This window comes from Bradyrhizobium sp. PRIMUS42 (genome assembly GCF_023006515.1).
Taxonomy (GTDB): Bacteria; Pseudomonadota; Alphaproteobacteria; order Rhizobiales; family Xanthobacteraceae; genus Bradyrhizobium.
Genome location: NZ_JALBGZ010000122.1, coordinates 1 through 11,712 on the forward strand (window position 1 = coordinate 1; position 11,712 = coordinate 11,712).

Sequence of the window (11,712 nt, forward strand, 5' to 3'; positions counted from 1 at the left end):
CGGCCTGCCGGCACAAAGGCCTCGCGCGGAACCGTAAGCATGGCATCGAGAACACGACGGTCGGTGACGTCACTGGTGCGCACCTGGCCATCGACCATTTTAAGGCGCGCGATCGAAGCACAGTATCGGCAGCGCATTGACCTTGCCGTCGACCTCACCGATGCGCTTCTCTACCACATCCAGCAGCTCGAGCGGCGAGACGTCGCCAGACCGCAGCTTGTCGACGACGGTGCATGCGGTTTCGCGGATCAGGTCCTGGGACAATTATTTTACTCCTGTGTCTATTCTTGGTTTGTCATTGCGAGCGCAGCGAAGCAATCCAGACTATTGCCCGCGGATACATTCCAGGATTGCTTCGCTGCGCTCGCAATGCCGAGGCTAGAGTTAACCCCACCCGGCGCTGATGCCACCGTCTACCGTATAGATCACGCCCGACGTATACCCGGCGCGGTCCGACGCCAGGAACGCCATGAGGTCGCCGATCTCGCGCGCATGCGCAGGGCGGCCGAGCGGCAGGCTCTTCTGGAATTCCTTGTAGCGACTCTCGTCGCCGAACTGGTGCTTCGCCCGCGTCTTCAGCAGTGTGACGTGGCGGTCGGTGCCGACGGGGCCGGGATTGATGCCGACCACGCGGATGTTGTCGGCAAGACTCTTGCCGCCGAGCGCGCGCGTGAAGGCCATCAGCGCGGCATTGCCGGCGCTGCCGCAGATGTAGTTGGCATCGAACTTTTCGCCGGCAGCCCCGATGTCGTTGACGATGACGCCGCCGCCTCTGGCTTTCATCTGCGCGTAGATCTGCCGCGTGAGGTTGATGTAGCCGAACACTTTCAATTCCCAGGCGTGGCGCCAGGTCGCCTCGTCGATCTTGTCGATCGAGCCGCCGGGAATGTCGCCGGCGTTGTTGACGAGCACGTCGATGTCGGCGGCTTCGCTGGCGAGCCGCGCCACGTCCTCGGCCTTGCGCAGATCGACGATGCTCGTTGCGGCATCGATCTGGTGCGCGGAACGCAATAGGTCGGCCAGCGCCTTGAGCTGGTCGCCGCTGCGGGCGGCGAGCAGGAGGTGCGCGCCTTCCTCGGCAAATGCCTCGGCTGCGGCAGCGCCAATGCCCTTGGACGCGCCCGTGATCAGGACACGCTTGCCACGCAGATGCAGATCCATGAGGGGTACTCGCAGAATAGGAACAGGATAAAATCAGTAGGCGCTTGGCCGCGCCATGGTCAACATTGCAGTGCAGCGTTGCACTGCCGACGCGTTTGGTCCATTGCAGTGCGGTCAAAAGGCGGCGGCTGCCGGACCAACCAAGGACGTTCTCGATGAGCAAGAAACCATACCGGATCGCGGTCATTCCCGGCGACGGCATCGGCAAGGAAGTGATGCCCGAAGGCCTGCGCGTCCTGGAGGCTGCGGCGAAGAAGCATGGGGTCGCCGTGCATTTCGACCATTTCGACTTCTCGTCATGGGACTATTACGAGAAGCACGGCCAGATGATGCCGGACGATTGGAAGGACAAAATCGGCAAGCACGATGCGATCTATTTCGGCGCGGTCGGCTGGCCGGCCAAGATTCCGGACCACGTCTCGCTGTGGGGCTCGCTGATCAAGTTTCGCCGCGAGTTCGACCAATATGTGAACCTGCGCCCGGTGAGGCTGATGCCCGGCGTGCCGTCGCCGCTGGCGGGCCGCAAGCCTGGCGATATCGATTTCTGGGTGGTGCGCGAGAACACGGAAGGCGAATATTCCTCCGTCGGCGGCCGCATGTTCCCGGACACCGAGCGCGAGTTCGTGACGCAGCAGACCGTGATGACCCGCACCGGCGTCGATCGCATCCTGAAGTTCGCCTTCGAGCTCGCCCAGTCGCGGCCGAAGAAGCATTTGACCTCGGCGACCAAGTCGAACGGCATCTCCATCACCATGCCCTATTGGGACGAGCGCGTGGAGGCGATGGCCAAGAAGTTTCCGGGCGTGAAGTGGGACAAGTACCACATCGACATTTTGACGGCGAACTTCGTGCTGCATCCGGACTGGTTCGACGTCGTGGTCGGCTCGAATCTGTTCGGCGACATCCTCTCCGATCTCGGCCCGGCCTGCACCGGCACCATCGGCATCGCGCCGTCTGGCAACATCAATCCCGAGGGCGATTTCCCCTCGGTGTTCGAGCCGGTGCACGGCTCGGCGCCCGATATCGCTGGCCAGGGTATCGCCAACCCGATCGGCGCGATCTGGTCGGGTGCGATGATGCTCGAGCATCTCGGCGAAAAGGAAGCCGGCAAGTCGATTGTCGATGCGATCGAGCGCACGCTCGCCGAACGCACGCTGCGCACCAAGGACCTCGGCGGCAACGCTGACACCACGGCTTGCGGCAAGGCGGTTGCGGATATGGTGGATTGACGCCAGAATCGGTAAGGTGGGTTAGCGCAGCGTAACCCACCTTTTTTGTCCCCGTGAAGAAGGCGGTGGGTTACGCCTGCGGCTAACCCACCCTACGATTTCTGTTTCAATTGACACAGCGGATCGCTAGCCCGCGATCTTCTCGATTGCTGCCTGATCCAGCCCGAACTTCTTCCCGGCCTCCAGGATCTCCTGCCACGTGGTCGGATCGACCGGAATGCCTTCGGCGAGGCGCTTCTTCCTGGTTTCGCGTTCGGGTTCGCCCGCGATCTTGACCTTGTCGATGCCGGGGGCAGGCGGCGAGCCGGTGTGCCAGGCGACGAAGCTCTCGGCCTCGCGCGCGAGGTTTTCGCCGGTGCCGAGCTTGCTCGGGTCGATGACGATCGAGAGCATTCCGTTGAGGACGTTGTACTTGCCGTCGGAGGGGCCCTTCACCACCTGCCCGCCGGAGAGCGCGCCGCCGAGGATTTCGCACACCAGCGCGAGCCCCGAACCCTTGTGCTCGCCGAACGGCAGGATGGCGCCATACGGCGGGATCACAGTGTAGCGCGGATTGGTGGTGGGCTTGCCCTCATTGTCGATGATGGTGCCGCCCTCAAGCTCGACGCCCTTGTTGTGGGCGACGCGGGTCTTGCCCTGCGCGATCCTGCTGGTGGCGAAGTCGAGCACGATCGGGTCCTTGCCCCTGCGCGGGATGCCGACGCAGAACGGGTTGGTGCCGTGGCGTGCGTCGCTGCCGCCCCAGGGCGCCACGATCGGGCGCGAGATCACATTGACGAAGTGGATCGAGACCAGCCCGTGATCGATGCACTGCTCGGCCCAGTGGCCGATGCGGCCGATATGGTGCGAGTTGGAAAGGCCGACGAGGCAAACGCCATTTTTCTTGGCGCGCTCGGCCGCGAGCTCCATCGCTTCATGGCCGATCACCTGGCCGTAGCCGGTGAGGCCGTCGAGGGTGAGGAGCGGCCCGGTGTCGAGCACGATCTTGACGTGCTGATTCACGGCGAGCCCGCCGTTGGTGACGCTCTGGACATAGCGCGGGATCATGCCGACGCCGTGGGAGTCGTGGCCTTTGAGATTGGCCTCGACGAGATTGGTGGACACGAGCTCGGCCTCGCGGTCCGAGGAACCGCCGGCCTTGACGATGGCGCGGATGGCGTTGGTGAGCGGCTCTGCGTTGATGGTGCGATAGTCGGCCATTGCTGTTGCTCTTATTCCTTCGCGATTTGGCGGGGAGCGTGGGGTGGGTTAGGCGAAGCCGTAACCCACCGCTTCTGCTTCCGCGGAAATTAAAGAGATGGGTCACGCCCTGCAGGTGCGCTTCGCGCCTCTGCAGAGCTAACCCACCCTACGATTTCACGATCCGGCGGCAGTGAACCCATGCCGCTTCGATCAGGTTCTCGCTGGCCTCCGGCGTCCGGAACGCCGAGTGCGCCGACAGCGTCACGTTCGGGATCTTCGTCAGCGGATGATCGCCGGGCAGGGGCTCGGTGTTGAACACGTCGAGACCGGCATGGCGGATGTGGCCCGACGTCAGCGCGTCGATCATCGCCGCTTCGTCGACGATCGCGGCACGGGCGGTATTGACGAGGATGACACCGCGCTTCATCGCCAATATCTTCTCGCGCGTGATCATGCCGCGCGTCTCGTCGTTGAGCAGCAGATGCAGCGAAACGACGTCGCTTCTGGCCAGCACCGTATCGAGATCGGTGAACTCCACGCCTGGATAGCTCTTCGGCGAGCGGTTCCAGGCGATCACCTTCATGCCGCTGCCCGACGCGATGCGCGCAACCTCGGCTGCGATGCCGCCGAACCCGATCAGGCCGAGCGTCTTGCCGGTGAGCTGCATGCCGTCCTCGCGCAGCCAATTGCCGCCGCGCATTTCGCGGTCCATCATCGCGATGACGCGGGCCGAGGCCCACATCAGCGCGATCGCGGATTCGGCGACCGCCGTGTCGCCATAGCCCTTGATCAGATGCACGGAGATGCCGAGCTGGCTGAGCTCCTCCGGATTCATGTAGCTGCGCGCGCCGGTGCCGAGGAATACGACGTGCTTCAGCCCGGTGCACTTCTTCGCGACCTCGGTCGGCAGCGCGGTGTGGTCGACGATCGCGATCTCGGCCCCATCGAGAATCTCGGGATATTGGTCCGGCTTGATGTCGGGATTCCGGTTGATCCGCACCTTGGGATCGCCGGGCTGCTCCAGCCGCTCCATGATCACGGCCAGCGATTCATTGGCGTCGACGAATACTCCGCGCATGGCTCTCTCCGGTCAGGACGCGACGCCGGCGATCGCCAGCACGGTGTGCATGAGAACGTTGGTGCCTGCAGCGCAATCCGGCTGCGTCGCGTCCTCCAGCTCGTTATGGCTGATGCCGTCCTTGCAGGGCACGAACACCATCGCGGCAGGCATGATGGTGTTGAGGTTGCAGGCATCGTGGCCCGCGCCGGAGGTGATGCGGCGAGAGGAATAGCCGAGCGTCTTCGCCGCGTTCTCGACTGCTGAAATGAGCTTGGGATCGAAATGCGTCGGCGGCTTGCGCCAGACCAGATCGATTTTGACCTCGACCTTGCGGCGTGCGGAGATCTCGGCAATCGCGGCGCGCAGATCGCGATCGAGCGCGTCCATGATGGCGCCGTCCGCGCTGCGGCAATCCATGGTGAACGCGATCTCGCCGGGAATGACGTTGCGCGAGGGATTTGCGATGACGGCTTCGCCGATGGTGCCGACGGCGTTCGGTCCGTGCTTCCTGGCAATGGCCTCCATCGCCAGCACGATCTCCGACAATGTCGCCAGCGCATCGCGCCGCAGCGGCATCGGGGTCGAGCCCGCATGGCTCTCGAAGCCGGAGATCTTGCCGTCATACCACAGCACGCCTTGGCCGGAATCGACCACGCCGATGGTCTTGCCTTCGGCCTCCAAAATTGGGCCCTGCTCGATATGCAGCTCGACGAAGCAGCCGAGCTTCTGGAAGCCGACGGGCTTGTCGCCGCGATAGCCGATGCTGTCGAGCGCCTGCCCGACGGTCGTGCCCTCGGCGTCCTTGCGCGACAAAATGTCGTCGGTGGTGAAGTCGCCGACGTAAGCCGCGGAAGCCATCATCGCGGGTGCGAAGCGCGAGCCTTCCTCGTTGGTCCAGTTGACGACGCAGATCGGCGCTTCAGTTTCGATACCGGCATCGTTCAGCGTGCGGATCACCTCCAGCGCGCCGAGCGTTCCCAGGATGCCGTCATACTTGCCGCCGGTCGGCTGCGTGTCGAGATGCGAGCCGATGCCGATGGGCGGCTTCGACATGTCGCGGCCCTTGCGCAGGCCGAACTGCGATCCGAGCGCGTCGACGTGGACTTCGAGCCCGGCGTCTTCGCAGGCCTTGCGGAACCAGTCGCGCACCTGCTTGTCTTCGTTGCTCAGTGTCAGCCGCCGCACGCCGCCTTTGGCTGTCGCACCGAATTGTGCGGTCTCGTGGATCGAGCCCCAGAGGCGGGCGGAATCGATTTGCAGATTGGTGGCGGCTCGGCTCATGCGTCTCTTCCATCGATCGCCGTCATTCCGGGGCGCCCGCAGGGCGAACCCGGAATCTCGAGATTCCGGGTTCTCGCTGCGCGAGCCCCGGAATGACGGTAGAAAATCCGGCGCCTGTTTCAATGACGCGCCAGCGCGGGCGCGTCAACCGCGAGGCTGCTCTGCGCAATCTGCCGAGCCAGCTCGGCGACGCGCTCCACGGCGACGACGTCGGGCGAGGCGAGCCAGCTCGCGGTGAAGGTCAGCGGTGCGATCGCAAGATCGGTGTCGAGCAGTTGCAGCCGCCCGTCGGCGAGCTCGTTCTCCACAATGGCGTCGGGGATCACGGCGACGCCGAGCCCTTCCACCGCCATGTGGATCACGGTCGCAAGCGAGGCGGAGGCGTGCAGCCGGATTGGCGGCAGCTCGGGGCGGTCGAATACCTCGCGCACGACCTCGTAAGGCTTGGTCTTGCGCGGGAAGGTGATGATCGGAAACCGCGCAAGCTCCGCCGGCGTCACCGGGCCATTGCCAAGGCCAAGCGAGGGACTTGCGAGGAAGCCGATTGGATAATCGGCAAGCACGCGATTGTGCACGCCGGAAGCGGACAGAGGGCCGACGACGAAGGCAAGCTCGATCTCCTGTGCGAGCAGGCGCGCAGTGAGGTTCGGCGTGATATCGACTTCGATCTCCAGCGACAGGTTCGGATAGACCTCGTTCACACTCTTCACCAAGCGCGGCAGCCAGGTGTGCACGATGGTCTCGGCGACGCCGAGCCGCATCACGCCGCGCATCGCCGAGCGGTCGCCGATCTCCGCCATCATCTGAGCACGCAGGCCGATCAGCTTCTCCGCATAGACCATCATCTGCCGGCCGCTCGGGGTCGGTGAGGCCACGCGATGATCGCGGTTGAGGAGCTTCACGCCCATCTCGCGCTCGAGCTGGGCGATGCGCTGGGAGATCGCCGGCTGGGTCGTGTTGAGCCGTTGGGCGGCGCCGCGGAAGCTGCCGAGCTTCACAACCCAGAGGAATGTCTCGATCGACCTGAAGTCCAACATTGGAAGGATTTTCCCATCGATAAAAGATATTTATCGAGATTGATTAGAAACGACGATTAGACTTTATAGCACGCTTGGTGTTGGCTTGTCCTTGTCGAGTTTATAGGCAGGTCGATTACATGACTGTTTTGGTGGCAGCGCAGCAAACTGAAACGCCCGACGCCCTTCCGAGCCGCAAGGCCCGGCTCGCCTATCGCGAGGGGCTGGTCGCCTCCACTGCCGGCGTCGCCCCCGGTTTCGTCCAGGGCAATCTGGCGATCCTGCCTGCGGAATATGCCGGCGCCTTTCACCGCTTCTGCCAGCTCAACCCGAAGCCGTGCCCGATCATCGGCATGTCCGATGTCGGCAGTCCGTTCATCCCCTCGCTCGGCGCCGACCTCGATATTCGCACCGACGTGCCGCGCTACCGCGTCTGGCGCGACGGCGAGGTCGTGGACGAGCCGACCGACGTGACGAAGCATTGGCGCGACGATCTCGTCACCTTCGTGCTCGGTTGCTCCTTCTCGTTCGAAGAGGCGCTGCTCGACGAGGGCATGCCGATCCGCCACATCGAGAAGAACGTGCGCGTGCCGATGTATCGCACCAACATCGCCTGCGGCGAGGCGGGGCCGTTCGCCGGTCCCATGGTGGTGTCGATGCGCCCGTTCAAGCCGGCGGACGCGATCCGTGCGGTGCAGATCACCTCGCGCTACCCGGCCGTGCACGGCGCGCCCGTGCATCTCGGCCATCCGCATCTGATCGGCATCAAGGATATCGCCAAGCCCGACTATGGCGATCCGGTGCCCGTCGCCGACGACGAGATTCCGGTGTTCTGGGCCTGCGGCGTGACGCCGCAATCGGTGATCAACGCCGCCAAGCTGCCGTTCGCCATCACGCATTCGCCCGGCCTGATGCTGGTGACGGATCTCAAGAACAGGACCATGGCCGTGATTTAGTGGGCAGCGTTTGCTGCTTCTTCGAGCTTTACCGCATTCATCAATCGCTTCATTCGATCAGCCGAAATTCAGTCACAGGGGACTCAGCCATGACGATCACTCGCCGCGACGTATTGTTAGGTGCCACCGCCACCGCTGCGCTGGTGCCGCTCGCTGCACGCGCACAGACTTCGGAAGTCGTGATCGGCGTGATCTATCCGTTCTCCGGCGGCAGCGCACAGCAGGGCGTCGATGCGCAGAAGGCCTATGAGACCGCGCTCGAGGTCATCAACAAGGACACCGATTTCGACTTGCCGCTGGGCAAGGGCGAGGGCCTGCCGGGCCTCGGCGGCGCCAAGGTCCGCCTCGTATTCGCCGACCACCAGGCCGATCCGCAGAAGGGCCGCGCCGAGGCCGAGCGCCTGATCACGCAGGAGAAGGTCAGCGCCATCATCGGCACCTATCAGAGCGCGGTCGCCGTGACCGTCAGCCAGATCTGCGAACGCTACCAGGTCCCGTTCGTCTCCGCCGACAATTCCTCGCCGAGCCTGCATCGCCGCGGCCTGAAATATTACTTCCGCGCCGCCCCGCATGACGAGATGTACTCGGCCGCAATGTTCGACTTCTTCGATGCCTTGAAGAAGAAGGGCACCAAGATCGAGACGCTGTCGCTGTTCCACGAGGACACCATCTTCGGAACCGATTCCGGCAACGCCCAGGCCAAGATCGCCGGCGAGCGCGGCTACAAGATCGTCACCGACATCAAGTATCGCGCCAACTCGCCCTCGCTCTCGGCCGAGGTGCAGCAGCTCAAGTCTGCGAATGCCGACGTGCTGATGCCCTCGAGCTACACCACCGACGGCATCCTGCTGGTCAAGACCATGGCCGAGCTCGGCTACAAGCCGAACGCGATCGTGGCGCAGGACGCGGGCTTCTCCGAGAAGGCGCTCTATGATGCCGTCGGCGACAAGCTCGAGGGCGTGATCTCGCGCGGCACCTTCTCGCTCGACCTCGCGCAGAAGCGCCCGATGGTCGGCAAGATCAATGACATGTTCAAGACGCGGTCGGGCAAGGACTTCAACGATCTCACCTCGCGCCAGTTCATGGGCCTGATCATCCTCGCCGACGCCATCAGCCGCGCCAAGTCGACCGACGGCGAGAAGATCCGCGATGCGCTGGCGGCGACCGACATCCCGGGCGAGCAGACCATCATGCCCTGGAAGCGCGTCAAGTTCGACGAGATGGGCCAGAACAACGACGCCGACCCGGTGCTGCTGCAATATGTCGGCGGCAAGTTCGTCACCATCTTCCCGCCGCAGGCCGCGATCGCCGAGGCGATCTGGCCGATGAAGTAAGCGTTTCGGGGAGGGTAGGGGCCGGCGTTGTAGGAAGCAGGCTGCTCCCACACCGTCATTGCGAGGAGCCCGCGACAAAATTGCGAAGTAATTTTGCGCTGGCGACGAAGCATTCCAGACTGCTTCCTTGGCGACATTTCTGGATTGCTTCGCTTCGCTCGCAATGATGGAGCAAATGATGACGCTTCGAACGGGGGACGACTTTTGACAGCCCAAGCCATTATCCAGAGTCTCGCAAGCGGCCTGCTCATGGGCCTGCTCTACGGACTGATCGCGGTCGGCCTCGCGCTGATCTTCGGCCTGATGGACGTCACGAACTTCGCCCATGGCGAGTTCCTGATGATCGCGATGTACCTGTCCTTCTTCCTGTTCGCGTTCTTCGCCATCGACCCCTTGCTGTCGGCGCCATTGGTCGCCGCGGGGCTCTTCATCTTCGGGGCGGTGATCTATCTCTTGATTGTACGCTTCGCCATGCGGGCCAAGGCGAACGCCGGCATGGTGCAGATCTTCACCACCTTCGGCCTTGCCATCGTGATGCGGGGCCTCGCGCAGTTCTTCTTCACGCCGGACTATCGCAGCATTCCGCAGTCCTGGCTCGGCGGTAAAACCATCTCGATTGGCGGGATCTTCCTGCCGGAGCCGCAGCTGGTCGGTGCGCTGGTGTCGATCGCGGCCTTTGCCGGTCTCTACTTCTTCATCCACCGCACCGATTTCGGCCGCGCGATCGAAGCCACCCGCGAAGATCCCGGTGCGGTCGCGCTGGTTGGCATCGACAAGAACCGCGTGTTCGCGTTCGGCTGGGGCCTTGGCGCCGCGCTGGTCGGTCTCGCCGGCGCGATCATGGCGAGCTTCTTCTACATTTATCCCGACGTCGGCGCGTCCTTTGCCCTGATCGCCTATGTCACCGTGGCGCTCGGCGGCTTCGGCAGCGTGTTCGGCGCCTTTGCCGGTGGCATCATCGTCGGCCTCGTCGAAGCCACCACCGCCCTGGTGCTCCCGCCGTCGCTGAAATCGGTCGGCATCTACGCAGTCTATCTGCTGGTGGTCTTCATCCGGCCGCGCGGCCTGTTCGGATCGATATGATGGACAAGGATTTTGCAGCGCGGCGCCGCCGCGACCTCATCATCGCCGCGGTGCTTGCCGCGATCGCCGCACTCACGCCATTGTTCGTGAAGGACGTCGTCGTCCAGAACATCCTGATCCTGACGCTGATGTATGCGGGACTGTCACAGAGCTGGAACATCCTGTCCGGCTATTGCGGGCAGATCTCGCTCGGGCACGCGCTGTATTTCGGCCTGGGTGCCTACACCACCGAGCTGCTGTTCACCAAATTCGGCGTGCTGCCCTGGTTCGGCATGCTGGCGGGCGGCGTGGCGTCGGCACTGATCGCGATGGGCCTCGGTTATCCCTTCTTCCGTCTGCGTGGCCATTACTTCGTGATCGCCACCATCGTCATCGCCGAGATCGGGTTGCTTCTGTTCCATAATTGGGAATGGGCCGGCGCGGCGATGGGCATCACCATTCCGATCCGCGGCGACAGCTGGCTGAAATTCCAATTCCTGCGCACCAAGCTGCCGTATTTCTATTTCGCGCTGGCGCTGTGCTGCCTCGCCTGGTTCGTCACCTGGTGGCTGGAAAACTCCAAATGGGGATTCTGGTGGCGCGCGGTGAAGGACAATCCGGATGCGGCCGAGAGTCTCGGCGTAGACGTGTTCAATTCCAAGATGGGTGCGGCCGCCGTCTCCGCCTTCCTTGTTGCGGTGGGGGGCAGCTTCTATGCCCAGTTCGTCTCCTACATCGATCCCGAAAGCGTCATGGGCTTCCAGTTTTCGCTGCTGATGGCGCTGCCCGCCGTGCTTGGCGGCATCGGGACCCTGTGGGGGCCGGTGTTAGGGGCCGCCATTCTGATCCCGCTGACTGAGCTGACGCGCTTCAAGTTCGGCGGCTCGGGGCGCGGTGTCGATCTCATTGTCTACGGCACGCTGATCGTCCTGATCTCGCTGGCCTTGCCGCGGGGGCTGCTCAGCCTGTTTTCCCGCCCGAAGAAGACGGGAGCCGCAAGATGACCCCGCTCCTTGAAACCCGCGGCGTCTGGCAGCGCTTCGGCGGCCTCGTCGCCAACAGCGACGTCTCGATCTCGGTCGGCCGCGGCGAGATCGTCGGCCTGATCGGCCCGAACGGCGCCGGCAAGTCGACGCTGTTCAACCTAATCGCCGGTGTGCTGCCGCCGACGCAAGGCTCGATCATCTTCGACGGCGAGGATGTCACCAGGATGCCCGCGGCTGCGCGCTGCCAGCGCGGCGTCGGGCGCACCTTCCAGGTCGTCAAGAGCTTCGAGACCATGACGGTGATCGACAACGTCATCGTCGGCGCGCTCGTGCGCAACACCGTGATGCGCGAGGCCCGCCGCAAGGCCCATGAGGTGCTGGAATTCACCGGCCTTGCCGCGCGCGCCGACGTGCTGGCGAGCGATCTTGTGCCGGCCGAGAAGCG

At 63.9% G+C, this 11,712-nt stretch carries 11 protein-coding genes and 1 pseudogene; 6 read left to right on the top strand and 6 right to left on the bottom strand.

The genetic code is table 11. The features are described from left to right. Window positions 1–105: 105 nt before the first annotated feature. Window positions 106–264: pseudogene (locus MOV75_RS12515) on the bottom strand (amidase); the annotation flags it as partial. Between the two features lie 120 nt (window positions 265–384). After that, window positions 385–1,161 carry an SDR family oxidoreductase gene (locus MOV75_RS12520; protein WP_246922793.1) on the bottom strand — a complete coding sequence of 259 codons (777 nt, stop codon included), beginning with the start codon at window positions 1,159–1,161 and terminating at the stop codon, window positions 385–387. A gap of 155 nt (window positions 1,162–1,316) precedes the next feature. Between MOV75_RS12520 and MOV75_RS12525 the strand changes: the two genes are divergently transcribed. Then, on the top strand, window positions 1,317–2,390 hold the full coding sequence (locus MOV75_RS12525) for a tartrate dehydrogenase (RefSeq protein ID WP_246922790.1): 1,074 nt from the start codon (window positions 1,317–1,319) through the stop codon (window positions 2,388–2,390). A gap of 126 nt (window positions 2,391–2,516) precedes the next feature. Here MOV75_RS12525 and MOV75_RS12530 read toward each other — a convergent pair whose 3' ends face one another. The 4 genes from MOV75_RS12530 to MOV75_RS12545 all read right to left on the bottom strand — a co-directional run bounded on the left by MOV75_RS12530 (window position 2,517) and on the right by MOV75_RS12545 (window position 6,950). Next, window positions 2,517–3,590 (bottom strand): malate/lactate/ureidoglycolate dehydrogenase, encoded by a 1,074-nt coding sequence (locus MOV75_RS12530; RefSeq protein WP_246922787.1) that lies wholly within the window; start codon window positions 3,588–3,590, stop codon window positions 2,517–2,519. A 148-nt stretch (window positions 3,591–3,738) separates the two neighbouring features. Further along, window positions 3,739–4,650 carry an NAD(P)-dependent oxidoreductase gene (locus MOV75_RS12535; RefSeq protein ID WP_246922784.1) on the bottom strand — a complete coding sequence of 304 codons (912 nt, stop codon included), beginning with the start codon at window positions 4,648–4,650 and terminating at the stop codon, window positions 3,739–3,741. A gap of 12 nt (window positions 4,651–4,662) precedes the next feature. Continuing rightward, window positions 4,663–5,913 carry a Zn-dependent hydrolase gene (locus MOV75_RS12540; RefSeq protein ID WP_246922781.1) on the bottom strand — a complete coding sequence of 417 codons (1,251 nt, stop codon included), beginning with the start codon at window positions 5,911–5,913 and terminating at the stop codon, window positions 4,663–4,665. Between the two features lie 119 nt (window positions 5,914–6,032). After that, window positions 6,033–6,950: a LysR family transcriptional regulator gene (locus MOV75_RS12545; protein ID WP_246922778.1), complete on the bottom strand. Its 918-nt coding sequence runs from the start codon at window positions 6,948–6,950 to the stop codon at window positions 6,033–6,035. A gap of 119 nt (window positions 6,951–7,069) precedes the next feature. Between MOV75_RS12545 and MOV75_RS12550 the strand changes: the two genes are divergently transcribed. The 5 genes from MOV75_RS12550 to MOV75_RS12570 all read left to right on the top strand — a co-directional run. Continuing rightward, window positions 7,070–7,885, top strand: a complete 816-nt coding sequence (locus tag MOV75_RS12550; RefSeq protein ID WP_246922775.1) for a putative hydro-lyase — start codon at window positions 7,070–7,072, stop codon at window positions 7,883–7,885. A gap of 89 nt (window positions 7,886–7,974) precedes the next feature. Beyond that, window positions 7,975–9,219 carry an ABC transporter substrate-binding protein gene (locus MOV75_RS12555; RefSeq protein ID WP_246922772.1) on the top strand — a complete coding sequence of 415 codons (1,245 nt, stop codon included), beginning with the start codon at window positions 7,975–7,977 and terminating at the stop codon, window positions 9,217–9,219. 204 nt (window positions 9,220–9,423) lie between these two features. Then, window positions 9,424–10,302, top strand: a complete 879-nt coding sequence (locus tag MOV75_RS12560) for a branched-chain amino acid ABC transporter permease (protein WP_258719533.1) — start codon at window positions 9,424–9,426, stop codon at window positions 10,300–10,302. After that, window positions 10,302–11,285: a branched-chain amino acid ABC transporter permease gene (locus MOV75_RS12565; protein WP_246922770.1), complete on the top strand. Its 984-nt coding sequence runs from the start codon at window positions 10,302–10,304 to the stop codon at window positions 11,283–11,285. Before MOV75_RS12560 ends, MOV75_RS12565 begins: the two co-directional genes overlap by 1 nt. Continuing rightward, window positions 11,282–11,712, top strand: a 431-nt coding sequence (locus MOV75_RS12570; RefSeq protein ID WP_247005833.1) for an ATP-binding cassette domain-containing protein, incomplete at its 3' end; no start/stop codon positions are given. The genes MOV75_RS12565 and MOV75_RS12570, both read left to right, overlap by 4 nt.